Raw genomic sequence first — 25,878 nt, forward strand, 5'->3', positions numbered from 1 at the left:
ATTTTTCCTCCCCTCAGCCGATTTTTTTCTACAATACGGGAAAATGTGACGCGAGAGCTTCGCTTGTCCTTGACGGGCTAAGGCACGATATACGAACTCAAGGCCTTTACGGGAGAATGTTCATGCAGGGCGCAACCGCCCAGAACGCCGAAACGCCCCTCGTCGACCCCTTTGGGCGGTCGATCGAGTATTTGCGCGTCTCGGTGACAGACCGCTGCGATTTTCGCTGCGTCTATTGCATGACCGAGCATATGACATTCCTTCCAAAGAAGGATCTGCTGTCGCTCGAAGAACTCGACCGGGTTTGCGCGGCCTTCGTCCGGCGCGGCGTGCGCAAGCTCCGGATTACCGGCGGCGAACCTCTTGTGCGGCGCAACATCTTGTGGCTGTTCCGGTCGCTCGGCCGCCATCTCGAGAGCGGTGCGCTCGATGAGCTGACGTTAACGACGAATGGCAGCCAACTCGAAAAGCATGCCACCGATCTTTATTCCGCTGGCGTCCGCCGGATCAACGTCTCACTCGACACGCTCGATCCTGAGAAGTTCAGGACGGTCACGCGTTGGGGCGATCTTTCGACCGTGCTGCGCGGTGTCGATGCGGCGGAGGCCGCAGGCATCCAGGTGAAGTTCAATGCCGTGGCGCTGAAGGGCATCAATGAAGATGAGATCGAAGACCTCATTCGCTTCGCGCATGGCCGCGGCGCCGACCTGACGCTGATCGAGACGATGCCGCTCGGCGACATCGGCGAAGACCGCACGCATCAGTATCTGCCGTTGTCGCTCGTCCGTGCGCGGCTCATGGACCGGCTGACACTGGAAGACAATCCGTATCGCACCGGCGGCCCGGCGCGTTACGTGACGGTGAAGGAAACCGGCGGCCGTCTGGGCTTCATTACGCCGCTGACGCACAATTTCTGCGAAAGCTGCAATCGCGTGCGCCTGACGTGCACCGGCCAACTCTACATGTGTCTCGGTCAGGAAGACGACGCCGATCTCCGAGCACCGCTACGAGCTTCTTCTGACGATACCCTGCTTGATGCGGCGATTGTCGAAGCGATCTCGCGCAAACCGCGTGGCCACGACTTCATCATCGACCGGCGCACCAAACAGCCCGCCGTCAGCCGGCACATGAGCGTCACGGGCGGCTAAGTCCGGCTGCGTCGCCGCGCCCCGGTCTGCCTTCACTCTTACTCAATCACATTGCTTTAGCGTCCAAAGCGGTAGGTCCGGTTTTACCGATCGTTAAAGTTGTGCGTATCGACGATGAGCGAAGCTGCTGCACTCGAAATCCGCGGTTTGACCAAGTCATTCACGCATAAGGCGGTCGACGACCTTTCGCTTTCCATCAGGCGCGGCGAATTCTACGCCCTTCTCGGCCCCAATGGCGCCGGCAAGACGACGACGCTGCGCATGGTGGCGGGACTGCTGCGGCCGGATGGGGGGTCGATCAAGATCGTCGGCCTCGACGCACTCAACGATCCGGTCGCGGCGAAAGCCGTCACCGCCTGGGTGCCGGACGAGCCGCTGGTCTACGACAAGCTCGACCCGATCGAATATCTCGAATTCGTCGCCGGGCTCTGGGGCATGGACGAAGCCAAGGCAGCCGACCGCGCCGAGCATCTGATCGACCTCTTGGATCTTGAAACGCAGGCACGCATGCGCTGCCAGGGGCTTTCGAAAGGCATGCGCCAGAAGGTGGCGCTCGCAGGCGCACTCATTCACGAGCCGAGCCTGATCATTCTTGACGAACCGTTGACCGGGCTCGATGCGGGCTCGGCGCGCAGGGTCAAGACCGTGCTCAAAGAGCATGTCGCCAACGGCGCGACCGTCGTGATGACGACGCACATCCTCGAAGTCGCCGAGCGCATGGCCGAACGGATCGGCGTGATCGCGCGCGGCCGTCTCGTCGCGGAAGGAACACTCGATGAGTTGCGGGCGCGCGCCGGGCGCCAAGACAGCAACCTAGAAGATATTTTCCTGACACTCGTCGCCGACGAGAGCGCAGCCGCATGACCGTCGCAAGCGTCTCATGGTTCGCACGCCACGAATTCAGATTGGCGTGGCGGGACATCGCGCAGATGCTCGCAGGAGGCCGGACCCGGCGCGAACGCACGCTGCTTGCCGGCGTCGGCGTTATCATCGCAGCCTTGCACGGGCTTGCTTATATCGTTCTGTCGCGCGTGCTCACGGGTGCCGATCTCGCCGGCAAGGGCACGCTCATTACGCTGACGGCGTCGATCCTATTGACGTTTTCGATGATGCTGTCGCAGGCGGTCGAGCAGGTGACGCGAGCATTTTATGCGCGCTCCGATCTTGATCTTATTTTGTCGTCGCCCGCATCGTCGCGAAACCTGTTTGCTGTGCGCATATGTTCGATCGCGATCACCGGTGCGATCATGACGGCAGCGATGATTGCGCCTGCGATCAACGTTGCCGCCTGGATCGACGGTCCGCGGTGGCTTTCGGCTTATGCCGTGATCGCCGGATTGAGCGCCTTCGCCACAGGCCTCGCCGTGCTCGTCACGCTCGGCCTTTTTCGAGTTGCAGGAGCGCAAAAGACGCGCTTCATCGCGCAGATCATTGCAGCGGTCGTCGGCGCGACGCTTTTGATCGGCTTGCAGGCGGCGGCTGTTTTCGCCTACGGCCGGTTATCGCGCTTCTCAGTGCTGAACTCCGAGGCCGTGAGCCGCGCCGCTCCCGCGCTCGACAATCTCATCTGGATGCCGGCCAGGGCCGCGCTCGGAGACGTCAACGCTGCGGTTGCCATCATCGCGGCGGGGGCCGCATTCCTGGCGCTCGTCATCATTGTTTTCTCGCCGCAATTCAGCGCGAACGCGATTGCGGCTTCAGGCGTCAGCACGGATCAGAGCGAACGCCGATCAAGCCGAAAGTCATTCCGCGCCGCTTCGAGCGTCAGCGCCCTTCGGCGCAAGGAACTCATTCTGCTGGCGCGCGATCCTTGGCTGTTATCGCAGACGCTGATGCAGGTCCTCTATCTCATTCCCCCGGCGCTTCTTCTTTGGCGCGACATGGGCACAGACACGCACGGCGCGGTCATTCTGGCGCCGGTCCTGGTCATGGCGTTCGGCCAGCTTTCGGGTGGCCTCGCGTGGCTGACCATCTCGGGCGAAGACGCGCCTGACCTCATCGCGACAGCGCCAGTTATTTCGACCACGGCGATCCGCGCCAAAATCGAAGCGGTCCTCCTCGTCATCGGCTGCGTCGCGGTGCCGTTCGTTCTCGGCATGGCGTATCTGTCGCTATCCGGCGCCGTTGCGACGGCGGCAGCCATCACGGCAGCCAGCGTTTCGGCAATCGTCATCCAGCTCTGGTTCAAGAGCACAGCTCGGCGCGCCCAGTTCCGCCGCCGTCAGACGGCAACCAAGATCGCGACGTTTTCGGAAGCGTTTTCGTCGGTGTTCTGGGCGGCAGCCGCGGGCCTTGCTGCGGCTTCGTCGTGGTTCGCCCTGGCGTTTGTTATGCTCGCGCTGGCGACACTTTGGCTGACGCGACTGGTCAAGCCGCAGGGCGACAGACTTCTCAGCTCAGGACCGTCCGGACGATCTGCTTGATCTGATCGAGCGTGAACGGCTTCGTGATCGACAGCAGCTTGCGTGCGCGCAGGCGTGCGGCGCGTTCCAGCTGATCGGAGAAGCCAGACATCAGGACGATGGCGAGGCTCGGTTTCAGCGCCAATGCCTGTTCGGCCAGCGATATGCCATCGAGCTGAGGCATATCGACGTCGGAGATCAGGATATCGATGCCCGACGCCGAGGCTCCGAGAATATCGAGCGCCTCCAGACCGTCTTGCGTGACTTGCACCTTATGACCGTCGGACGTCAGCGCGCGGCGAACGAGGTCCCGCACAGCCGCATCGTCGTCAGCAAGCAGGATCGTTGCCATGCCGCCCCTTCCCTCTCCCGAACCAGGTGCGCGTAGCCCTAGTCGACAATGCGGCCGACGAAAGGCAACTCACGATAGCGATGCGCGACGTCCATGCCGTACCCGACCACGAACACGTCGGGACACTCGAAAGCGCAATAGTCCGGCTCGATCGATACGGCGCGAGGGGCCTTCTTGTCGAGCAAAACGCAGGTTTGAATGAGATTGGCGCCTCGAGCGGCGATCAAATCCTTCGCAAAAGCAAGCGTGCGGCCGGAATCGAGCACATCATCGATCAGGATGACGTGGCGGTTCTCAACGTCGAGGTCGAGGTCACGCAGGATGGAGACCTGGCCGGAGGAAACCCGGCTTTTGCGATAACTGGACAGCGTCAAGAAATCGACCTCAGGCGCCAGTCCGGCAGCGTGGAGCGCCCGGATCAGATCGGCGGCGAAAACGAAACTGCCCTTGAGGATCGGAACGACCAGCAGATTTTCCGGCTGTTTGGCCGCGATCTCGGCGGCGAGCACGCGCAGGCGGACCTGAATATCCTCGGCTGAAAAGATCGTTTCGATGGTCGGAGAGATGTCTAAATCGCGCATGTCGTTATCCTGCAACTCGCGGCGGCCGGGGTCCACTGACCGGAAAGGTTCCTGTGTACACGACCACGCCACAATCGTAATCGATTGATCATTGTGTCTTCGAGGTGTCTATAGACGCGGGGACCCGTAAAGAGCCCAAAATATCCACTATCAAGGCGAGTACCTCTTGATTCGCTTGACGAATGTCGGACTGAAATACGAGGGCGGGCCAGAGGTGCTGTCAGATGTGACGTTTCATCTGCGGCCCGGATCCTTCCACTTTCTGCATGGTGAATCGGGAGCGGGGAAGACCTCTCTCCTGCGCCTGATGTTTATGTCGTTGCATCCAACGCGCGGCGAGCTGCGCATGTTCAGCGAGGACGTCACCCGGGTGAAGTCGCAGATGCGCGCCGAGATGCGGCGGCGTATCGGCATCGTTTTCCAGGATTTCCGCCTCTTAGACCATTTGACGGTGTGGGAGAACGTCGCGTTGCCGCTGCAGGTGATCGGTAAGAAACCCTCCGACTACCGGGAAGATGTGACAGACCTTTTGCAGTGGGTGGGCCTCGGCGACAGGATGTATGCGAACCCGTCCGTGCTGTCAGGCGGTGAGAAACAGCGGGCCGCCATCGCGCGGGCCGTTATCGGCAAGCCCGAGGTGCTGCTGGCGGACGAGCCGACGGGCAACGTCGACCCGCAAATGGCGCGACGTCTGCTGCGCCTCTTCGTCGAACTCAACCGGCTTGGAACCTCCGTCGTCATTGCGACGCACGATCATCAGCTCATGCGGCAGTTCAAGGCGCCGCGTATCGAGGTGCATAAGGGCCATGTCCGGATCATCTAGCCGCTTCACCGGACGGGCCGACCCAGCGATGCCGCTGCCGGGCTACGATCCTTATGACGAACCGGTGACGGGGCTGCCCGCACATACGGGCGGTTATCCGGCTTTCCATGCTGACCGCACAATCACTCCGGAAGACACGCCGCACGATCTCAAGCCGCCGTCCCGCGATCGCGACCGTGGACGCAAAATGAAGGTCACGGCACCGGTCGTCCCGCCCGGCTCGGTCACGGGACGCTCGCTGACGCTCGTCATTGCGATCATGTGTTTTCTCGCCTGTCTCACCGCGGGCGCCGTCTGGATGATCAAGGAATCGTCCGACGCCTGGCTCAGCGACATCGCGAGCGAGGTAACGGTGCAAGTTGTGCCGCAAGAGACCGGCAATATCGACCGAACGGTTTCCGACGTCGTTACCTTCCTGCGCAAGCAGCGAGGGATCGCCAACGTCAATCCCTTGAGCCTCGATCAGTCGGCGGCCCTGCTGCAGCCGTGGCTCGGCTCTTCGGATGCGCTCAAGGCGTTGCCGGTGCCGCGGCTGATCGCCGTTGAGATCGACCGCACCGATCCGCCCGATTTCCGTCAGATCAGCGACGACCTTGGTAAGACTTTCAAGGGCGCATCGCTCGACGACCATCGCCGTTGGCAGCAACAGATTCGGGCAGTGACGCGGTCGTTTGCGCTCGGCGGCCTGGCAATCCTGGCGCTCGTCGGCGCGGCGACGACGGCGATCATCGTCTCGGCAACGCGCAGCGCCATGGCGTCCAACCGGGAAATCGTCGAAGTGCTGCACTTCGTCGGCGCCACCGACAAGTTCATTGCCCGCGAATTCGAGAAGCACTTCCTGCGTCTCGGCATCAAGGCCGGCATCGTCGGGGCCGCGTTCGCCATGCTCGTCTTCATGAGCATGCCGGCCATCACGGAGCTGCTCGGCGGGGGGGCCGTCAGCGCCGTCGAGATGCAAAGGCTGATGGGGACCGGCGCTCTCGACGCGCTCGGTTACGTCATTTTGGGGTTTGTCGTCGTCACCATTGCGGGGCTATGCATGGTGACGTCGCGCGTCGGCGTCTATCGCATCCTGAACGGCAAGCACTAGCCGCCGTCCGATAAGACATCTGCAGGGGGAACTACCGTGATTTGCTTGGCACAGCGTCAGGCTCAGCCGGAGGAGACGGCTGCCTATCCGGTCCGAAATCGGCTAGAGTCCGACGCCTTGGCAAGCAGCAGGCGGGCGCGCGAGATCGAACCAGCATTCCAACCATGACAAGGATTTCTAAGGCCTTCGTTTTGATGCTGGCGCTCGGCACGGCTGCGCTCGTGTTCGGGTTCGTGCTGTTTGCGGTTTCCGTAACGCGTGACGACGCAACGGGCTGGGACAAGGCCGACGGCATCGTGGTGCTGACGGGCGGCGACAATCGCATCGAGGCCGGCGCCAAGCTTATGAGCGAGGGCCGCGCCAAGCGGATGCTGATTTCCGGCGTCAACCGCAAGGTCAGCCGCGAAGAGATGCAGCGGCTGCTCGGTATCGATAAGCAGATCTTCAATTGTTGCGTCGATCTCGGCTATGAAGCGCTCGACACGGTCGGCAACGCCGACGAAACCCGAACCTGGGCCAACTCGAACGGCTATACGAGATTGATCATCGTGACGTCACGCTACCACATGCCCCGTAGTCTCGCCGAGCTGGCGCTCGCCATGCCGGGCGTGACGCTGCTTCCCTATGCAGTAACGCCGCGGCGGTTTCCGGAAACCGCCTGGTGGCTGCATCCGACCACGACGCGCGTGCTCATTTCGGAATATTTAAAGTTTCTTCCCGCCGTCGCCCGCCTTACCGCGCAGAGGATCATGAACTGGAGCGACGGGCGGTCTGTTGCGATCATGCCGGATAAGCGCGCCGATGGCTAATTCAGTAGCAGCCGGGCCGGGCGCTTTGGTTATCGTCAGATCGCTGGTCTATTTCGTCGTGTTCTACGTCGTGACGGCGCTCTATCTCGTGCTCGGCTCGTGGTTGCTCATCGGGCCAAGGCCATGGGCGATGAAAGGTCTCGAAGTTCACGGGCGCACCTGCGTCTGGCTGTTGCGCCTCATCTGCGGCACGAAACTCGAAGTTCGTGGACATGAAAATCTGCCGAAGACAGGCTGCCTCGTCATTTCAAAGCATCAATCGGCATGGGACACGTTCGGGCTCATCTCGCTCTTTCGCGATCCGGCGATCGTGTTGAAAGACGAGTTGAAGTGGATTCCGTTCTACGGCTGGTTTTGCATCAAGTTCGAGCACATCCTAGTTAAGCGCGAGAAAGCCTCGGCGGCGCTCAAAGCCCTAATCCGGGACGCCCGGCAGCGGATCAGCATCGGCCGCGAGGTCGTGATTTTCCCGGAGGGGACACGGACCATTCCGGGTGCACCGCCCGACTATAAGCCCGGCTACGTAGCTCTTTATGAAGCACTCGGCGTCGTCACCGTGCCGCTGGCGCTCAATTCCGGGCTGTTCTGGCCGCGCCGCAGTCTTTGGCGCTATCCGGGCACCATCGTCGTGGAATTCCTGCCGCCGCTGCCACCGGGATTACCACGCGCGGAGTTTCGCAAAAAAATCGAGACGGCCATCGAAACCGCGAGCATGCGACTTATTGAGGAAGCGGCACGCAGTCCCTCGCCGCCGCCCCTGGCGAAGACGCAGAATTCGGCTCAAGCCGCATAGGTTTTCCACATTTTATCCAACCGCCTGATGTGCCTATGCCGCAACGCGGTGAAAATCGTCGGTGTGGTTGCGCTTTGTTATGCGCGGTGTTCGCATCGCTGTGGCAGATCTTACGTCTGATCGTTTCAGCAATCATGGAGCCATCCAATGCGTACTTCCGCCCGGTTGATGTGGGCCATTCTTGCCGTCGGAGGCGTCGCTATGGCCGCCGCTCCGGCCGAAGCCAAGCAGTGTTTCAAGAAAGCCGCCCAGGGCGTTGCGCTCACGGAAGGGCTTGCACATTTCCAGGTCGATGCCGCGCTTCTGCAAGCGACCGACTGGAACATTTACTTCACCTGGGTTTCGGGCAACGGTACGCCGGGATATTCGTTCGGTCCCCGCCACTATAAGTGCAACTCGGAGGCGATCGGCTATTCGTGCTACGGCGAAGCGACGCTCTGCAAACTTTGAGGCGATCAGCCTTCCCGAGATAAACGCTCGCCGCAAAGCCCGCCAGATCGGCGGGCTTTTTCAATTGCCGTTGACCGCAAATTCCAGGCCCATCGAAGGCGGTGGTTACCATACGACCAATTGTTTTTCCGCTAACCATTACAATTGGAAGCAAATGCTTTCTAATGGTCTGGCGGGGAGTTTTATTTTTGAGGAGTGCGTATGTTGAAAATCAAAGCAGCTCTCGCGACGTTTGCTGTCGCGATGCTCTGGGCTAACAGCGCGTTCGCCTTCTGCATTGGTCCGTGGTGCTTTGGCGACGGTGGCGGGGGAGGCGGTGGTCCGGCTCCTGCGCCCGAGATCGATGGGCCGGCTAGCCTCACGGCTGTCGCCTTGCTCATCAGCGTCGGCGCCATCGTCTACCGCAAAATGAAAGACTAAGGTCGGCTCGCCTCGTTGGGCGCGCAACGATTCCAAAGATGGGACCGCGGCTGTCTTCGGCCGCGGTTATTTTATTTGAGCGATTGACTTGCCAAGCTCTGGAACATATAGTGAACATGCATTGAAGATTGGTTGGCAACGCCTATATCCCGGTGTCCCCGATGTCTGCGATTTTATCAGCTCTGCCCGCGATTTCCGACGCCATTTGGCGGCGCAAGTACCGCTTTGCCGGGTCGCCGACAGCGGCTGGCGATGAGACGATCGAAGACACCTTCCGGCGCGTGGCCAAGGCTGCAGCATCGGCGGAAACCGACGAAGCCACGCAAGCGAAGTGGGGCGCTGCCTTTTACGATGCGATGGCCGATTTCGGCTTTCAGCCGGCCGGTCGCATCCTGGCCGGGGCCGGTACGGACCGCAACGTTACACTCTTCAATTGCTTCGTTCTCGGCGCAATCCCTGATGATCTTTCCGGCATTTTCGAAAGCGTTAAAGAAGCCGCGCTGACGATGCAGGCCGGTGGCGGCATCGGGCATGATTTCTCGACGCTTCGTCCCCGCGGCGCAACCGTCAAAAGCATCGGCGCAGACGCGTCGGGACCGATCAGCTTTATGGACGTCTGGGACGCCATGTGCCGCACGATCATGTCGGCGGGCCAGCGCCGCGGCGCGATGATGGCGACACTACGCTGCGATCATCCCGACATCGAAGCTTTCGTCGCAGCGAAATCCGATCCGCTGCGGCTCAGGAATTTCAATCTTTCGGTTCTTGTGACCGATGCCTTCATGGAGGCCGTGAAACGCGGCTCGCCTTGGGAACTCGTGTTCGAAGGCAAGGTCTACAAGACGATCGACGCCAAGGGCCTCTGGGACAAGATCATGCGGGCGACGTACGATTACGCAGAGCCCGGCGTCATTTTCATCGACCGGATAAACGCGGCCAACAATCTTGCTTATTGCGAGACGATCTCGGCGACGAACCCGTGCGGTGAGCAGCCGCTGCCGCCTTATGGGGCGTGCCTTCTCGGTTCGATCAATCTTGCCCGTTTCGTGGAGAAACCATTCTCGCCGGAAGCGCACGTCAATTACCAAAAGCTCGAAGCCCGCGTTGCAACCGCCGTTCGCTTTCTCGACAACGTTATCGACATCTCGCGCTATCCGCTCGAAGCCCAGGCGCAAGAGGCGCGCGCGAAACGGCGCATCGGCCTCGGCATCACGGGGCTTGCAGATGCGCTGATCTTCCTCGGCCTTTCGTATGGCAGCTTGGCTGCTCGCGAGAAGGCGGCCGAATGGATGGCGATTATCCAGAATGCCGCCTATCGCGCCAGTGCAGCGCTGGCTGCTGAGAAAGGCGTGTTTCCGCTGTACGACGCCAGCGCTTTTCTCGCCCGGCCCAATGTCGAGCGTCTCGGCAAGGATGTGCGCGCGGCGATTGCGGCCAACGGCATCCGCAACGGCTGCCTGACCTCGATCGCGCCGACCGGCACGATCTCGCTGCTCGCGGGCAATGTTTCGAGCGGCATCGAACCGGTGTTCGATTTCGTCTACCGGCGGCGCATCCTCGGCGATGGTGCGACGGCGAACGAAGAAACCGTTGAGGATTTTGCTTACCGGAAGTTCCGCGCCCAGTTCGGCGAGAATGCGCCACTGACGCATGCGTTCGTCACGACTGAAACATTGTCGCCCGCCGAACACGTGGCGATGCAGGCAGAGATGCAGCCCTACGTCGACAGCGCCATCTCGAAGACGATCAACACGCCTGAAGCCATATCCTTCGAAGACTTCCGGGATATCTATGCGGAAGCGTTTGCGCTTGGCCTCAAGGGTTGCACGACCTATCGGCCGAATGCAGTCACGGGCGCGGTGCTGTCCAAAGCGGAAGGGGCAAACGATGCGAAACCCGCGCCGACCTCCAGCGTCAGTGCTTCGGAAGACCCGGCGAAATTCGGTGACGTCGTCTACATGACGAAGCCACTCGAACGCGACGCAGCGCTCGAAGGCATAACGTACAAGATCAAATGGCCGGCGAGCGCGCATGCGCTCTATGTCACGATCAACGATATCGTTCGCGACGGGCGACGGCGGCCGTTTGAGATCTTCATCAATACGAAGAACCTCGAACACTACGCCTGGACGGTGGCGCTGACGCGCATGGTTAGCGCCGTATTCCGCCGCGGCGGCGATGTTTCGTTCGTTGCTGAAGAGTTAAAAGCGGTGTTCGATCCCGAAGGCGGGCGCTGGATGGGTGGCCGCTACGTGCCTAGCCTGCTGGCTGCCATCGGTAACGTCATCGAACAGCATATGCTGCACATCGGTTTCCTCACGCGCGAAAATGCGGAAGGCAGCGACACCAAGCCTGTGCACCTACCCGTTGCGGCCATCGAACGATTGGGCAGCGGGCCGCAGACAGCGGCGCATGACGGCACGGCATCACCCGTGGCGGCGGCGCGAATTTGCCCGAAGTGCGGCGAGCGGGCTCTTCGCCATATCGAGGGCTGCTGGACGTGCACGAATTGCGATTATTCGCGCTGCGGCTAAAGCCGTCAGAATTAACGATGTCGGAACGACTTTTTTGCGCGCACCGGAATGGTGCGCTGCGTATTCGCTAACGCCTATTCAGAATTGCGCGCGAAACGCCTCTCTGCTCAGGCAGAGTGTTTGCAATTCTTCCTGTTCTCAACACCTCATTGACCATCGAGGCGCGATCAGGGCGAGCACGTCAAATTTTCGAACCAAAGTTCACCATTTTTCACGGGGATGCGGGGTATCACCGTCTCAAGAGCAATATTCGGCGACAGTCGCCGATCAGGGGTCATGCGTAATGAGTGCCGAAATTATTCAGCTTGCCGATTTCCGGGCGCGTCGTCAGAGCGGTGACGAAGCGCAGCAGGTGAGCATCAGCGGGACGTATCCGGAGCAGCCGCCGCGGTTCCACTTCTGGACCGGCGCGTCAGGCAAGCGTTACGTCCACACGGTCTACAGCTTGTTCGATTGCCCGACGCTCGAAGACGCCAACTACATCCTCGTGCGCCGCAACGATCGCTCGACGCGCGCCGTTCTCGCCATCGGCCGGTTGTCGAACAACTGCCCGTCGGAGAACCTGGCCGAGATCCGTCAGCATGCGGCAGCGCTCGGCGCCGATGAGGTCCACGTGCATCTGCTCGCGTCGTCCAATCAGGAAGCGGCGGCCGTCGAAGCCGATCTCATCACCGCGCAATTCATGAACACGCCGCACTCGGCGTAAGCCACGATTACGCTTGGATCGGCCTCAAGCCGATCCCTTGCCGGTACGCGCTGCATTTCTACCGAAATCGGGCTGTGCCGTATCCTGGCCAGCCTGAATGATACCACGGCGAATGGCTCGGGCGTTGGCGAATGTCTTCTCCAGCGTCGGCCCATCGCCGAAACGGATTGCACGCTGAAGCGCGACGAGGTCTTCCGAAAAGCGGCCGAGCATCTCGAGCACAGCCTCTTTGTTGTTCAAAAAGACGTCGCGCCACATCACCGGATCCGATGCGGCAATGCGCGTGAAGTCACGGAAACCGGCCGCCGAGAACTTGATGACCTCGCTGTCCGTCACGCGCTCCAGATGCGCTGCCGTATTGACGATATTGTAGGCGATGAGGTGCGGCACGTGACTGGTGATCGCCAGCACCATGTCGTGGTGCTCGGGCGTCATCAGCTCGACATTAGAGCCAAGCTTGCGCCAGAACGTTTCAAGCTTTGCGAGCGCGGCCGGGTCGGCATCCGGACCGGGCGTCAGGATACACCAGCGACCGTCGAACAGTTCGGCAAAGCCCGCGTCTGGACCCGACTGCTCGGTTCCTGCAATCGGATGGCCGGCGATGAAATGCACGCCATCGGGCATGCTCGGCGCGATGTCACGCATAGCCGCGCCTTTGACCGAGCCGACGTCTGAGACGATCGCACCCTTCTCCAGGTGCGGACCGATCACCTCGGCGACAGCCTTGAAGGCGCCGACCGGCGTACACAGAATGACGAGATCGGCATCTCTGACGGCCTCAACGGGATCGGCGTAGGCCTTCGTAACAAGGCCCAGCGCCTCTGCCCGCTCGCGTTCTTCAGGCGTTAGCGCGCTGCAGACGATCTCGCCCACGAGCCCGGCACGGCGCGCAGCGTGGCTGATGGAGGAGCCGATCAACCCGATACCGATGAGCGCCAGGCGCTTGAACATCGGCTTTGTCTCACTGTCTCCGGATGCCATCAGGCAGCGCCCTTCATGTAGCGCGCGAGCGCATCGACAGCGCGTTTGTTGTCGCTCTCGGAGCCGATCGTCATGCGGAGCGCATTCGGGAAACCGTAGGCGCCCACCTTGCGGACGATGACGCCTTGCGATTTCAAGAATTCATCGGCGCCTGCCGCGGTCTTGTCGCTGCCTTCGGGGAAATGCATCAGCACGAAGTTGGCGACGCTCGGCGTGACGGTGAGGCCGAGCTTTCTCAACTCGCCTTCGACCCATGGTAGCCAGACGTCGTTGTGGTGCTTGGCGCGCTCCATGTGTGCGACGTCTTCGATCGCGACAGCGCCTGCTGCAATGGCGGGCGACGACAGATTGAAGGGGCCGCGGATGCGATTAAGCACGTCGGCGATTTCCGGCGGACAATAAGCCCAGCCAATGCGTAGCGCGGCGAGGCCATAAATTTTCGAGAACGTGCGCGTCATCACCGTGTTCGGGGTGGTCGCGACAAGTTCGATACCAGCCTCGTAGTCGTTGCGGCTGACGTATTCGCTGTACGCCGCGTCAAGCACGAGCACGATGTCGCCGCGCAGCCCAGCGCGCAGTCGACGCACCTCTTCGATCGGAATGTAGGTTCCGGTCGGATTGTTCGGATTGGCGAGGAAGACCATGCGCGTCTTGGGCGTGACGGCAGCGAGAATAGCGTCGACATCGGTTTTCAGGTCGCGCTCGGGCACGACGACAGGCGTCGCGCCGTTGGTCAGAATGGCGATGCGATAGACGAGAAATCCGTGGGCGGTGTAAATCGCCTCGTCGCCGGGGCCGAGATAGCCACGCGCCAAAAGACCCAGCAGCTCATCAGACCCTGATCCGCAGACGATGCGCGCCATATCGAGGCCGTAGCGGCGTGCGATGGCTTCGCGCAGGCGGGTTGCCTGACCGTCGGGATAACGCTCCAGTTCGCCGGCAGCGGCCTTGAAGGCCTCGATCGCGGCGGGGCTCGGGCCGAGCGGCGTCTCGTTGGACGACAGTTTGGCAGGGGTCAGGCCGCCCGGCACCTTGCTTTCGCCCGGCACGTAGGCTGCGATATCGAGTATGCCCGAACGTGCAATTGGAGCAGTCGCCACCATATAAGATCTCAAATTGTTGACCGAAACTGGGGATTTCGGGCGCATTGATAGGGGCTTCACCACTTGAAATCAAAGTTTAAAGTTGACTTTATCGGCCGCTCAGCCAGACCGCTTTCGACGCCCTTAACACCGGGACTTCTTTCGCAGCCATGACCGCAGCTCCACCAGATCTCATCGCTCCGGCTGCGCGGCGCTATTCGGAGGTGCATTCGCCTTCGAGCCCGGTCGCGCGCTTTGACGCGAGCGCGCCGTTGCGGCTGGCGTGTCAGCAAGATTTAGCCCCGTTTTCAATTGCATATGAGACTTACGGCGAACTCAACGCCGCAAAATCAAATGCCATTCTGCTCTGCCATGCGCTGACGGCCGACCAGTACGTCGCAAGCAAGCATCCGATCACGGGCAAGCCCGGCTGGTGGGAATCGCTTGTCGGGCCGGGCAAGCCGATCGACACAGACAGGTTCTTTGTCATCTGCTCGAACATTCTCGGCGGCTGCATGGGCTCGACCGGCCCGGCCTCGATCAATCCCAAAACCGGCGAGCCCTATGGCTTGAACTTTCCGGTCATCACCATTGGCGACATGGTGGAGGCTCAGGCCCGGCTCATCGACTCTTTGGGCATCGATCAGCTCTTTGCTGTTATCGGCGGCTCGATGGGCGGCATGCAGGTGCTAGAATGGGCATCGCGCTACAAGGATCGCGTGTTCGCAGCTGCGCCTATCGCAACGGCCGCCTGGCACTCGTCGCAGAACATCGCGTTCCATGAGGTCGGGCGGCAGGCCGTGATGGCGGACCCGGAATGGAAGAGCGGCAACTATTACGCCTCGGGCACGGTGCCGAAGAACGGCCTCGCGGTCGCGCGCATGGCTGCGCACATCACGTATCTTTCGGAAGAGGCCTTGCACCGCAAGTTCGGCCGCTCTCTGCAAGACCGCTCGGAGAAAACGTTTTCGTTCAGCGCTGACTTCCAGGTCGAGAGCTATTTGCGGCATCAGGGCTCGACGTTCGTTGATCGCTTCGACGCCAACAGTTATCTCTACATCACGCGCGCGATGGACTATTTCGACATGCGCGAAAGCGCGGGCGGCACTTTGGCGAATGCGTTTCGCGGCACCAAAACGCGCTTTTGCGTCGTCTCGTTCACATCCGACTGGCTTTACCCGACGAAGGAAAGCCGCGAGATCGTGCAAGCCTTGAACGCCGTTGCCGCCAACGTGTCGTTCGTCGAGATCGAGAGCGACAAGGGGCATGACGCGTTCCTGCTCGAAGAGCCGACGTTCTTCGCGACGATCCGCGGTTTTCTCAATGCCGCCGCGGTAAAGCGCGGCCTTAGCGCGCCGAAAGAGGTGTCGCGATGAATGCCCCGGATCTTGGCAAAATCGTCGGCGCTCCGAAATCACCGCGCCTCGACCACGTTCTCATTACCGAGATGGTCGAAGCGGGTTCGCGCGTGCTCGATGTGGGTTGCGGCGACGGCGAACTTTTGCAGCTTCTGACCGAGCGCAAAGGCGTCGACGGTCGTGGCGTGGAATTGCAGCGCGATAAGGTCAATGCCTGCGTGGCGCGCGGTCTTTCCGTCATCCAGGGCGACGCCGACCGCGATCTCGATAACTATCCGGATCAGGCGTTCGACTACGCCATTCTTTCGCTGACGATCCAGGCGACACGGCAACCGAAGACGGTGCTCGAAAATCTGCTGCGCATCGGACGGCGGGCCATCGTGTCGTTCCCGAATTTCGGGCACTGGCAGGTGCGCACGAAGCTGCTGTTCACCGGCCGCATGCCCGTCAACGACAATCTGCCGGACGCCTGGTATCTGACGCCAAACGCGCATCTGTGCACGATCCGCGATTTTGCCGATCTCTGTGCGTTGGTGAACGCTGACGTCGAGCAGGCCGTTGCCTTCAACGCTTATGGTGCGCGGCTTCCGATCCGTTGGTCGCTGTCGATGCAAAACCTGTTTGGGGAAAAGGCTGTGTTCCTGCTGCGTGGTCCGAAGCCGGAAGCGGCGGCGACACTCACCTGAAAGGGCGAATACCGGCGGTCGTTCGCGTGTCGGCGGGCTTCAGGATCGCGGGCTGCGCGACACGTTTGCCGCTGCCGACCGGCGCCATCACTTCTTTCGTCGCTTCAACCAGTATGACGCCGGCAACGCCGATGGACATACTCGGGCCGAAGCGCTCCAGCGCAGGCGCCATGCGTAGCATCAGACGTTGGTTGACCGGCGGGAAGTAGAGCGATTCTCCCCAATCGACGGGCGTGAAGAGCGCATCCGTCAATTGCGTTTCGAGCTGGCCACGACTGAACGGCAGTCCGTAACCGAAGGGCGTGCGGTCCATACGCGACCAGAGTCCGCGGCGGTTGGGGACGACGAACAGCGCGCGGCCGTCAGGCTTCAGCACCCGCCAGATTTCCCGTAGCAGCGGGCCGGGCCGTTCGGATTGTTCCAGGCAATGGACCGCCAGCAACCGATCAATCGAATTATCAGGGAGCGGCCACTGGTTGTCGCCGACGAGCACCGAATGACAATGGCCCGAGCGCGGCCACACGATGGCGCCCTGGCGCGCGGGCATCAGGCAGGCAAGGCTCTGGGCTTCGGTGCGAAACGTGCCAAGAAACGGCGATGCAAAGCCGGCGCCCGCGATCGCGAGGCCGTTAACCCGTTTCCATCTTTCCCGGATGGCCAAGGTCAGCTGGCGCCGCGCAACCCGCCCGAGCGGGGTCCGGTAGAAATCTCTCAAGGTTTTGGCGTCGAGAGGCATCTTGGCGCTTAAGTAATTCGATCAAATCTGAGCATCGGACCCTCTCTAGACGATCCGACCATCGAGAGACAGTCCGGACACGCAACAAACGGATTTTCACTGCGTCGTTTCGCTGCGTTTGACAGGGCGTTCCGAGCCAACCAAAGTCCCCCGCCATGGGAGCCCTTGATATCGTTCTTCTGCCGTGTCTCACGGACAATTACTGCGTCATTCTGCATGAGCCGGAAACCGGTGAAACAGCAGCAATCGACGCGCCGAGCGCGGCTGCCATCAAAGCCGCATTGGCTGAGCGCGGCTGGCGGCTCAATCACCTCTACATCACGCATCATCATACCGACCACACAGGCGGCATCGAAGAGCTGAAAGCTTTCTACGGCATGCCCGTCACGGGGCCGGAGGCCGAGGCCGACCGAATTCCGGGCTTGACGCAAGGCGTCACTGCGAAAAGCGAATTGTCTTTCGCCGGTCATCCGATCCAAGTGCTCGAAACGCCTGGGCATACGCTCGGCCACATCACCTACTATTTCCCCAACGACGGAATTGTCTTCACCGGCGACACGCTGTTCTCGCTCGGTTGCGGCAAGATCTTCGAGGGCGACCCGAGGATGATGTGGGAATCGCTGTCGAAAATTGCAGCCCTTCCCGGCGAGACCAACATCTACTGTGGGCACGAATACACGCTGAACAATGCCCGCTTTGCGCTGACGATCGAACCGGAAAACGAGGCGCTGAAAGTCAGAGCGGCGGAAGTCGAAGCCTTGCGCGCAAGTGGCAAGCCGACGCTGCCCACGACAATCGGGCTCGAAATGGCAACGAACCCATTCCTCAGGCCGCAATCGCGCCCAATTCAGGCGCGGCTCGGAATGCTCGGTGCTCCCGACTGGGAGGTTTTCTCGCGCATCCGGCAGTTGAAAAATAAAGCCTAGGGCCCGCGCATTCGGGAGAAGACCGCAATGAACCCCGACCTTTCCGGCGATGACGTCATTGCGCTGCTCGAGCTTTCTCCGCATCCCGAGGGCGGGCATTTCCGCGAAACCTTTCGAGACAAGGCCAAGCCGGGAAAGCGCTCGGCATCAACGGCGATCTACTTTCTACTCAAAGCCGGAGAACGTTCGCATTGGCATGCGGTGGACGCAGCCGAAGGCTGGCATTTCTATGCCGGTGCGCCATTGTTGCTTGAAATCTCGCCAACGGGCGGGCCGATCGAAAAGGTCCATCTTGGCAGCAATCTCGCGGACGGCGAGCGGCCACAGGCGATTGTTCCCGCAGGGCATTGGCAACAAGCGCGCAGCCTCGGAAAATGGACGCTCGTCGGCTGCACGGTGGCGCCCGCTTTCACGTTCGAGGGCTTCACGTTGACGGCTCCGGATTTCTCACCCGTGTCGCGTCCATCTGTCGATTAAGCGGCGCAATGGCAACAGCCAAACGCGTTTCAACGATCTCCACACGCCATCCCCAGAGCAATTAGCCTAGCGCGTGGCGCGCTCGACCTCCATCCACGGGTTAATTGTCTCTTTGGTGCAGGAGCGGGCTGCCGCTTCTTGTGGGGGGCCTTCGACTCGTCAAATAGTGACTGCGAATCAAGTTCCGATTCACGGGGGTTGCAGTCCATGAAACGCGAGTCCTTAGGGCCCGTCCTTACAACGGTGTTCGTCGATTACGACAACATCTATCTGTCGCTGAAGCGAAAGAACGAAGATGCTGCAAAGCGCTTCGCCAAAGACAGCGGCGTGTGGCTGCAAGGCATTGTGTCCGGTGAGCTGATCACCGCGACGAACGGATTTGCGTTGTCGGGCGAACGCCGGATCGTGATGAACCGCTGCTACGGCAATCCAGTGCCGCGCCGAAACACGCACGACAATTCGACGGACATGAATTCGTTTCCGTTTATCCGTCACCATTTCCTGCGCTCGGGCTTCGAGGTGATCGACTGCCCGCCGCTGACCGCTCAGCTCAAGAACTCCGCCGACATCCGCATCGTGATGGACGTGCGCGATATTCTCAATCACGACACGTATTTCGACGAGTTCATCATCCTGTCGGGCGACGCGGATTTCACGCCGTTGCTGCATCGCCTGCGTGCGCATGCGCGGCGAACGGTGGTCTTCGCGAACGATCATACGGCGCAGCCCTACACGGCGATCAGCGACGGCGAAATTCGCGAGTCGGATCTCATCGCGCTGCTGACGAGCAACCGGGCCATCTCTGGCGAGACTGCACGGGAAATTCCGGCGCCTGCACCGGCCATCGACGTCGAGGCTGCACGCAAAGCGATCCTGGCTGAGGTCGTTGATTTCGTGCGCAGTGCGCCGCAGGCCGTGCCGCTGGAAACGCTTGCGGATCGCGCCGTGCGCATCATCGGTCGCGACAAGACGGTCGGAACGAACTGGGGCAACTATGGATCGTTCCGCGATCTGCTGCTCGCCGACCTGCCGGACGACATCCATTTGAGCGATACACCTCCCTATACGGTGTTCGACGCAAACCGGCATATCTCGGCAACCGGGCTTATTGCTCCGCAGTTGGCAGCACCGGCAGCCGAGCCACAGCCGGCGCCGCGCCGCGAGTATGCGCCAGAGCCGGTTCGCGCCGAGCCGTCGCAGGTTCAGGCTCAACCACCGCGGCGCGAATACACGCCGGAACCCTCCCGGATCGAGGCACAGCCGCAACAGCCTCAACGCCGCGAATACGCACCAGAGCCCGCTCGCATAGAGGCCCAGCCGCAACCGACAGCACTCGCGCCGGCAGCGCGAATTGCAGCGCCTCAGCCGGCTCCTGCACCCGCTCCGGCCTTGCAGCTCACCCCTTATCAGGCGCCCGCGCCGCAGCAGCGCTACATCGACCGGACCTCGGCGCCTCCGGCGCCGCCGATGGCTGCACCACGCCCCGCTCCTCAGCAGGCGGCTGCCCCGTTGATGCCGCAGCGGCCGGTGTCGCAAGCTCCGGCACCGACGTACCAGCCCGAGCCGAGGCGGGAGTTGCCGCGTGCTCAGGCTCAGCAGCCAGCACCGCCGCCGCCCGTGACGGCTGCGCCGCGCAATGCCGACCAGGCGACGCAAATCCAGCAGTCCATCGCGCGCATTCACGAAGCGTGTCAGGCCCCGGCGCTGGCGCCTGCCGAATATCGCGTGCTCTTCGACGTCATGTCGCAAGAGATTTCGACGAACGGGCTGCAGGGTGCGCAGACGCTCGTCAACATCACACAGCGGGCGCGCGAGTTCGGCCTCGACATCAAGCGAGACGACCTGCGCTTCATCTACGACGTGGTGAGCGAGAGCGATCCGTGGTTCGAGCAGGGAACGTCAGCGGGCTTGTTTGCAAGCCGCTTCCGGAACTTCGTTGTCGCGCGCTGCCGCAGCCAGGGCCTCAGTCTATCGGCCGATGAGCTCGATCTGATCGAAGCGTGGTTTTCGGCGCCGCAGCAACAACAGCACGCCCAACCGCAGCAGACCGCACGTCAGCAACAACAGGCTTATGGCGGCGGGCGGCCAGCGGCTCCGGCTCCCCAACAGCCGATGTCCGGGCAGCTTCCGGGGGCGCCGGGGGCCGGCGGCGAGCGCTGGTGGAACGTCGAAGGAAGCCGCCAGAACATGCCCGAGCAGCGTGGCGTCGATCCGCGCGGGGCGAACGCTTACGCTCAGCAGCAGGGCGAAAGCGAAGATGAATTTCCGCGTATCGTGCGTTCCAGGTTTCGCGGCTAACGCCGCGGGCGCGCTTCCGCGACTAACGGCCCGATTTAACTCCGATACGAAAAAAGGCTCTGGCAGGACATCCTGCCAGGGCCTTTTTCTTTTACGCTCGCTGCAATCAAGTACGTCGGTCGCGCCGACAGGGTCAGTGCTCGGCAATGATCAGCGCACGCTGGAAACTTGGCTGGCTCTCGGCCTGCGCCGGGACGACGGGAAATGGAGCAGCTTTCCCTCAATTCATGCCCGAGTTTGTCAAGATGACGGGGACGACAGCCCTTTGCAAACGACGGCTCTTAAAAATCATGGCCGGGCGCAAAACCGCCCGGCCATGACGAAGTGGTACGCTCTGAGTATTTTTGGGCAGCTACGAGAATTAGCTCGCGAGGTACTGGCCGCCGTTGGCTGTCAGCGTCGAGCCGGTGATGAAGCCGGCATCGTCGGACGCCAGGAACACGACGCAGCGCGCGATCTCGTTCGGCTCGCCCAAACGGCCGACGGGAATCTGCGGAAGAATGCTTTTCTCCAGGACTTCCTGCGGCACAGCCTTGACCATTTCGGTCGCGATATAACCGGGGCAGATAACATTGACCGTAATGCCCGCGCGGGCGCCTTCCTGAGCGAGCGCCTTGGTGAAGCCGATGTCGCCTGCCTTCGACGCCGAATAGTTCACTTGGCCCATTTGGCCTTTCTGGCCGTTGATGGATGAAATGTTGATGACGCGGCCGAACTTGCGCGCGCGCATGCCTTCCCAGACCTGACGCGTGACGTTGAAAAGACCGTTCAGGTTGGTGCCGATGACGTCGTCCCACTGCTGCTTCGTCATTTTGTGGAACATGACGTCACGCGTGATGCCAGCGTTGTTCACGAGCACGTCGATGGGGCCGACATCTTTCGCGATCTGCGCGACGGCCTTCTCCGTTGCTTCGTAGTTGCCGACATCGAACTTGTAGACGGGAATGCCGGTTTCGATCTGAAAGGCTTGTGCAGCCTGATCGTTACCAGCATAGCTCGCTGCCACCCGATAACCGGCGCTCTTCAGAGCGATCGAAATCGCGTGGCCAATGCCGCGCGTGCCTCCCGTGACGAGGGCAACCCGTGCCATAGCAGTCTCTCCCTAGATTTTCTGATTGTGGGTGTCGATGGAAACGCAGCCGCTTGAACACAAGCGGCTGCGCGATGGATTTGATCAGGCTTAGTCGCGGGCGACGCACATGGCGACGCCCATGCCACCGCCGATGCACAGCGTGGCGAGACCCTTCTTGGCATCGCGGCGCTGCATCTCATAGACGAGCGTGTTCAGGATGCGCGCACCCGAAGCGCCGATCGGATGGCCGATGGCAATTGCGCCGCCGTTGACGTTGACCTTGTCGGTATCCCAGCCAAGGCCCTTGTTCACGGCAATCGCCTGCGCGGCGAACGCTTCGTTGGCTTCGATCAGGTCGAGATCGTTGATCGACCAACCGGCCTTCTCCAGCGCCTTCTTCGACGCCGAGATCGGGCCGGTGCCCATGATCGACGGATCGACACCGGTCGTCGCCCACGAGACGATGCGAGCGAGCGGCTTGATCCCGCGCTTCTTCGCTTCCTCGGCGCTCATCAGCACGACGACCGCAGCACCGTCGTTGATGCCGGACGCGTTGGCGGCCGTAACGGTGCCTTCTTTCGGATCGAAGGCCGGACGCAGCTTGGCGACGCTATCGTAGGTGACGCCGTCCTTGATGTATTCGTCCTGCTCGACGACCGTGTCGCCCTTGCGGCCCTTAATGGTGACGGGGATGATCTCGTCCTTGAACTTGCCGGCCTTGCGCGCGGCTTCAGCTTTGTTCTGCGAGGCGACGGCGAATTTGTCCTGCTCTTCACGCGTAATCTGCCACTGGCGCGCGACGTTCTCGGCCGTCGTGCCCATGTGATAGTTGTTGAAGGCGTCCCAGAGGCCGTCCTTCACCATCGTGTCGATCAATTTCATGTCGCCCATCTTGGTGCCGTCGCGCATGTGCGCGGCGTGGGTCGACTGGCTCATGCTTTCCTGTCCGCCCGCGACGACGATCGACGCTGCGCCGGTCTGGATCTGCTGCATGCCGAGAGCGACGGCGCGCAGGCCCGAGCCGCAAATCTGATTGATGCCCCAAGCCGGGGAATCAACCGGGATGCCAGCGCCAACCGACGCCTGACGCGCCGGGCCCTGGCCCTGAGCGGCGGTCAAAACCTGACCGAGGATCACTTCGGAAACGTCGCCCGCCGGCACGTTCGCGCGCTGGAGCGCGGCTTTGATAGCAATTTCTCCAAGCTTCGACGCCGGCAGCGAGGCCAGCGCTCCGTTGAAGGAACCGACGGGTGTACGCGCGGCACCCGCAATAACGATCGTCGAAGCGTCTTGGCTCATTTGCGGCCCCTCCCTGGGCAGAGTAATCTTTTTCGTGAAGATTTATCGAAAGCCTTGCTGCTGCGCCAGTTTTTACGGCGTCAATCTGAAGACGAAAACAGTTTGCAGTGAGCGGCCATATTCAGCAATTGCGACCTCTTGCCTAGACTGCCCAATTGCGCTGGCTCAGGCCCGCCCAAAGGAGTGACAGAAACGTCTGGCGAAGGGCCCCCAGGGTGTGGTACGCTGCCGCAGTGCAGCAACCCGCTGATAAGCCGTCGATAGAGAACGCGAACGCGATGTTGACCAACCCAGATCCTCAAACGCAGGCGCCTAAAAAAGAAGCGGTCGTTATTAAGAAGTACGCCAACAGGCGGCTCTATAACACCGAGACGAGCACCTACGTGACGCTCGAAGATCTCGCGAAGATGGTTCGCGGCGATCGGGACTTCGTTGTTTACGATGCCAAGAACGGCGATGATCTGACTCACGCCGTTCTGACGCAGATCATCGTTGAGCAGGAAAGCCGCGAAGGCGGACAGGCGTTGCTGCCGATTCCGTTCCTCCGCCAGCTCATTCGTTTTTACGACGATAGCATCGCGCGGATGGTGCCGAGCTACCTGCAGTTCAGCCTCGAGCATCTGGTGAAAGAGCAATCGCGGTTCCGCGAGCAGTTCGCATCGGCGTTTTCCAATCCGGCCGCGGCCTTCGAGTTCTATCAGCAGCAGGCTCGCCAAAACATGGCGATGTTCGAGCAGGCCATGTCGATGTGGGCGTCGTTCGGGTCGCCCGGCAGCGGCAAGCCTGGCGAAGGTCAGCCGTCTTCCGCACCAGCCGCGACGACGGAATCTCCTGGAGACCGCAACGAGCTCGACGAACTCAAGTCGCAGCTTTCAGCCATGCAGCAGAAGATCGAGAAGCTCTCGCAGTCGCGTCCCTAAGCGACTGCGATAATGCGCGGCGAGACCGTCAGGCGGCTTCGACGTAGTCGGTGCTGTCGAATGGCATGCCGTAATAATAACCTTGCATGTAGGTTATTCCGGCGCTCTTCAGAAAACGGGCAGAGCGCTCGTCTCCCACCCACTCGGCAACCGTCTCCATACCGAACGTGTTAGCGAGTTCGATCATCGTCTTGACGAAGATCTGATCGCTGGTGTCGTCGGCAAGGTTTTTGACGAAGGCGCCGTCGATCTTGACCATGTCGACGTTGAGCCGCTTCAAATTCTTAAATGACGTGTAACCGGCGCCGAAATCGTCGATGGCGACGCGGCAGCCCAACTCGTTCAACGTATCGACGAAATTCACCGATTGATCGAGTTCTTCAAGGGCAACGGTTTCCGTGATCTCGACGATCATCCGCGGCAACACGTCGGGGCGATCTCGGGTCAGACGGCGCAGCGCCGTCACCCATTCGAGATCGGAACAGGTCAGGCCGGAGACATTCACGGACAGCGTCAGTTCGCGGTGCCGCTTCAGCAGATCGACCGTCAGCTCCAATGTCCGGCGGTCGATCAAACGCGAGAGCCCGAGATGCTCGGCGATCGGCACGAATTCGCCGGCCGAGACGAGGCTGCCATCGGGACGCTCCATGCGCAGCAATGCTTCGTAGATTTCGGCCTTACCGGTTTTTGTCGAAATCATCGGCTGCAGGACGAGACGCATGCGGTTGTCGTCGAGCGCGGCAATGACGCCCTCGGCGATCGATTTGTTCCGCATGCGGTTGCCTTCGGCCGACGGCGACGGCTCGTGCGCGATAAAGCAATCGAAGCGTTTCGATTTGGCGACATCGAGGGCGCGCAGCGCGAAGTTCACCGTGTCCTGCACCGACTTCGCTTGGTCGGGGATGATGACGCCGCCCAGAGAGATCGTCGCCGACAATTGGGCGACTGAGGTTCTGATCGTGGTCTCGCGAACGGCTTTGATGAAGCGGTCGGCGGCAATGCGAAGCGCGCCTTGTCCGCAGCCGAGCATAATGATCCCGAACTTGTTGGACGAATACCGCCCGATGACGTCGCCGCCGCGCAGCTTTTCGCGAATACGGCGGCCAACCTCGGCGATGACCTGGTCGCCGATCTCGATACCGAACGTTTCGTTGATAACGGCCAGATTGTTGACCGAGATCATCAGGAACGCGCACGGCTGATAGTGCCGCTCGGCGCGGGCGAGGATAGCACCCAATGCTTCGGTCAGGCGCGTGCGGTTGAGCTGACCAGTCAATTCGTCGAGATCATCGCGAACGAGCCGGCGCTGCTGTTCGAGGTATTCCTCGGAGATGACGCGAATGACGCCACGCGCACGCGCCGCGTGGCCGTCGGCGCCCGGCCACCAGCGGCCCTGATCTTCCACGCGGATCTCATGTTCGCTACGCTGGCCGTTTGGACGCAGCCGGTATTGCAGACGGTAGGGCACGCCGCGTACGCGGTCGGCGCCGACGCTGCGTGACAAAGCTTCCAGGCGGGAATTCAGATGCTCGGGTGCAATCAGAGCGTGATAGGCGGCACCCGTGGCGATCTTGCTCATGTCTCTGACGCCGAGGATGTCAGACGCATTGCTTTCCCACTCGACGCGGCCGGTGGTCAGATCCCAGACGTAGGCCGTCTCCTCGATCGACGACAGGATGCCGACGAGATCGAGCCCCTCCGTTTCGGTCAATGTATCCGGCACATCGGACATCGATTGCGCCCGAGCGTCTGAGGTCAGGCCGGCAGGATATTCATCTGGACTCGGCGCGGAAACCACGGCGTGTTCTCGGTTTACTCACAGCAGGCCTTCCAACTTTCGTCGAAGATGGAAGGTGCCGAAACGATCGGGAAATTATTCCGGTTTCGTTAATGAGCCGTGAACACCTGGCCGCCATTGGCGCGCGGCAGACCGAA

At 61.3% G+C, this 25,878-nt stretch carries 25 protein-coding genes; 17 read left to right on the top strand and 8 right to left on the bottom strand.

Annotated elements, in window-relative coordinates:
* The first annotated feature begins 122 nt into the window (after positions 1–122).
* The 3 genes from moaA (at position 123) to RLW41_RS06800 (ending at position 3,571) form a co-directional block, all read left to right on the top strand.
* Positions 123–1,148 carry a GTP 3',8-cyclase MoaA gene (gene moaA / locus RLW41_RS06790; RefSeq protein ID WP_409561149.1) on the top strand — a complete coding sequence of 342 codons (1,026 nt, stop codon included), beginning with the start codon at positions 123–125 and terminating at the stop codon, positions 1,146–1,148.
* A gap of 114 nt (positions 1,149–1,262) precedes the next feature.
* On the top strand, positions 1,263–2,012 hold the full coding sequence (locus tag RLW41_RS06795) for an ABC transporter ATP-binding protein (protein WP_414464013.1): 750 nt from the start codon (positions 1,263–1,265) through the stop codon (positions 2,010–2,012).
* Positions 2,009–3,571 (top strand): permease, encoded by a 1,563-nt coding sequence (locus RLW41_RS06800; RefSeq protein ID WP_414464014.1) that lies wholly within the window; start codon positions 2,009–2,011, stop codon positions 3,569–3,571. Before RLW41_RS06795 ends, RLW41_RS06800 begins: the two co-directional genes overlap by 4 nt.
* On the opposite strand, the gene RLW41_RS06805 is transcribed toward RLW41_RS06800, so the two are convergent.
* Both RLW41_RS06805 and hpt read right to left on the bottom strand, forming a co-directional pair.
* Positions 3,540–3,902, bottom strand: a complete 363-nt coding sequence (locus tag RLW41_RS06805) for a response regulator (protein WP_414464015.1) — start codon at positions 3,900–3,902, stop codon at positions 3,540–3,542. The genes RLW41_RS06800 and RLW41_RS06805 overlap by 32 nt on opposite strands.
* A gap of 38 nt (positions 3,903–3,940) precedes the next feature.
* Positions 3,941–4,483 (bottom strand): hypoxanthine phosphoribosyltransferase, encoded by a 543-nt coding sequence (gene hpt / locus RLW41_RS06810; RefSeq protein ID WP_029671142.1) that lies wholly within the window; start codon positions 4,481–4,483, stop codon positions 3,941–3,943.
* A 166-nt stretch (positions 4,484–4,649) separates the two neighbouring features.
* On the opposite strand from hpt, the gene ftsE reads away from it, so the two are divergent.
* From ftsE to RLW41_RS06850, 8 genes are all read left to right on the top strand, one after another.
* The gene (ftsE, locus tag RLW41_RS06815; protein ID WP_013949663.1) at positions 4,650–5,306 is read left to right on the top strand and encodes a cell division ATP-binding protein FtsE; all 657 of its coding nucleotides are present in this window, start codon (positions 4,650–4,652) and stop codon (positions 5,304–5,306) included.
* Positions 5,290–6,396 carry a cell division protein FtsX gene (locus tag RLW41_RS06820; RefSeq protein ID WP_414464016.1) on the top strand — a complete coding sequence of 369 codons (1,107 nt, stop codon included), beginning with the start codon at positions 5,290–5,292 and terminating at the stop codon, positions 6,394–6,396. Before ftsE ends, RLW41_RS06820 begins: the two co-directional genes overlap by 17 nt.
* Before the next feature lie 164 nt (positions 6,397–6,560).
* The gene (locus tag RLW41_RS06825; protein ID WP_013949665.1) at positions 6,561–7,205 is read left to right on the top strand and encodes a YdcF family protein; all 645 of its coding nucleotides are present in this window, start codon (positions 6,561–6,563) and stop codon (positions 7,203–7,205) included.
* Complete coding sequence (locus RLW41_RS06830; RefSeq protein WP_414464017.1) at positions 7,198–7,998, top strand: lysophospholipid acyltransferase family protein; 801 nt, start codon at positions 7,198–7,200, stop codon at positions 7,996–7,998. The genes RLW41_RS06825 and RLW41_RS06830 overlap by 8 nt, the downstream gene beginning before the upstream one ends.
* A gap of 147 nt (positions 7,999–8,145) precedes the next feature.
* Complete coding sequence (locus RLW41_RS06835) at positions 8,146–8,448, top strand: hypothetical protein (RefSeq protein WP_013949667.1); 303 nt, start codon at positions 8,146–8,148, stop codon at positions 8,446–8,448.
* A gap of 201 nt (positions 8,449–8,649) precedes the next feature.
* Positions 8,650–8,868 carry a hypothetical protein gene (locus RLW41_RS06840; protein ID WP_414464018.1) on the top strand — a complete coding sequence of 73 codons (219 nt, stop codon included), beginning with the start codon at positions 8,650–8,652 and terminating at the stop codon, positions 8,866–8,868.
* A 161-nt stretch (positions 8,869–9,029) separates the two neighbouring features.
* Positions 9,030–11,402, top strand: coding sequence for an adenosylcobalamin-dependent ribonucleoside-diphosphate reductase (locus RLW41_RS06845; protein WP_414464019.1), 2,373 nt, complete (start codon positions 9,030–9,032; stop codon positions 11,400–11,402).
* Positions 11,403–11,685: 283 nt separating this feature from the next.
* Positions 11,686–12,108 (top strand): hypothetical protein, encoded by a 423-nt coding sequence (locus RLW41_RS06850; protein WP_013949671.1) that lies wholly within the window; start codon positions 11,686–11,688, stop codon positions 12,106–12,108.
* A 24-nt stretch (positions 12,109–12,132) separates the two neighbouring features.
* Here the strand turns inward: RLW41_RS06850 and RLW41_RS06855 are convergent, their stop codons facing one another.
* Positions 12,133–13,089 (bottom strand): prephenate/arogenate dehydrogenase family protein, encoded by a 957-nt coding sequence (locus RLW41_RS06855; protein ID WP_414464020.1) that lies wholly within the window; start codon positions 13,087–13,089, stop codon positions 12,133–12,135.
* Complete coding sequence (hisC, locus tag RLW41_RS06860) at positions 13,089–14,192, bottom strand: histidinol-phosphate transaminase (RefSeq protein WP_409561157.1); 1,104 nt, start codon at positions 14,190–14,192, stop codon at positions 13,089–13,091. Before hisC ends, RLW41_RS06855 begins: the two co-directional genes overlap by 1 nt.
* Before the next feature lie 149 nt (positions 14,193–14,341).
* Between hisC and metX the strand changes: the two genes are divergently transcribed.
* Both metX and metW read left to right on the top strand, forming a co-directional pair.
* The gene (gene metX / locus RLW41_RS06865; protein WP_414464021.1) at positions 14,342–15,547 is read left to right on the top strand and encodes a homoserine O-acetyltransferase MetX; all 1,206 of its coding nucleotides are present in this window, start codon (positions 14,342–14,344) and stop codon (positions 15,545–15,547) included.
* Positions 15,544–16,215, top strand: coding sequence for a methionine biosynthesis protein MetW (metW, locus tag RLW41_RS06870; RefSeq protein ID WP_414464022.1), 672 nt, complete (start codon positions 15,544–15,546; stop codon positions 16,213–16,215). Before metX ends, metW begins: the two co-directional genes overlap by 4 nt.
* Here the strand turns inward: metW and RLW41_RS06875 are convergent.
* Positions 16,208–16,951, bottom strand: a complete 744-nt coding sequence (locus RLW41_RS06875) for a methyltransferase domain-containing protein (RefSeq protein ID WP_414464023.1) — start codon at positions 16,949–16,951, stop codon at positions 16,208–16,210. The two genes, metW and RLW41_RS06875, sit on opposite strands and share 8 nt — an antisense overlap.
* 155 nt (positions 16,952–17,106) lie before the next feature.
* On the opposite strand from RLW41_RS06875, the gene gloB reads away from it, so the two are divergent.
* The 3 genes from gloB (at position 17,107) to RLW41_RS06890 (ending at position 20,652) form a co-directional block, all read left to right on the top strand.
* Positions 17,107–17,877: a hydroxyacylglutathione hydrolase gene (gene gloB, locus RLW41_RS06880; protein ID WP_414464024.1), complete on the top strand. Its 771-nt coding sequence runs from the start codon at positions 17,107–17,109 to the stop codon at positions 17,875–17,877.
* A gap of 27 nt (positions 17,878–17,904) precedes the next feature.
* Complete coding sequence (locus RLW41_RS06885) at positions 17,905–18,354, top strand: cupin domain-containing protein (RefSeq protein ID WP_414464025.1); 450 nt, start codon at positions 17,905–17,907, stop codon at positions 18,352–18,354.
* A gap of 207 nt (positions 18,355–18,561) precedes the next feature.
* Positions 18,562–20,652, top strand: a complete 2,091-nt coding sequence (locus tag RLW41_RS06890; RefSeq protein ID WP_414464026.1) for an NYN domain-containing protein — start codon at positions 18,562–18,564, stop codon at positions 20,650–20,652.
* Positions 20,653–21,013: 361 nt separating this feature from the next.
* Here RLW41_RS06890 and phbB read toward each other — a convergent pair whose 3' ends face one another.
* Positions 21,014–21,742 (bottom strand): acetoacetyl-CoA reductase, encoded by a 729-nt coding sequence (gene phbB, locus RLW41_RS06895; protein ID WP_013949680.1) that lies wholly within the window; start codon positions 21,740–21,742, stop codon positions 21,014–21,016.
* A gap of 90 nt (positions 21,743–21,832) precedes the next feature.
* A complete protein-coding gene (locus RLW41_RS06900) occupies positions 21,833–23,023 on the bottom strand; it encodes an acetyl-CoA C-acetyltransferase (protein WP_409561164.1) in 1,191 nt (396 codons plus the stop codon).
* Positions 23,024–23,301: 278 nt separating this feature from the next.
* On the opposite strand from RLW41_RS06900, the gene phaR reads away from it, so the two are divergent.
* The gene (gene phaR / locus RLW41_RS06905) at positions 23,302–23,943 is read left to right on the top strand and encodes a polyhydroxyalkanoate synthesis repressor PhaR (RefSeq protein WP_409561165.1); all 642 of its coding nucleotides are present in this window, start codon (positions 23,302–23,304) and stop codon (positions 23,941–23,943) included.
* A 28-nt stretch (positions 23,944–23,971) separates the two neighbouring features.
* Here phaR and RLW41_RS06910 read toward each other — a convergent pair whose 3' ends face one another.
* Positions 23,972–25,675, bottom strand: coding sequence for an EAL domain-containing protein (locus tag RLW41_RS06910; protein ID WP_414464027.1), 1,704 nt, complete (start codon positions 25,673–25,675; stop codon positions 23,972–23,974).
* Between the last annotated feature and the right edge of the window lie 203 nt (positions 25,676–25,878).

Source organism: Hyphomicrobium sp. DY-1, from assembly GCF_047497105.1.
Classification (GTDB): domain Bacteria; phylum Pseudomonadota; class Alphaproteobacteria; order Rhizobiales; family Hyphomicrobiaceae; genus Hyphomicrobium_B.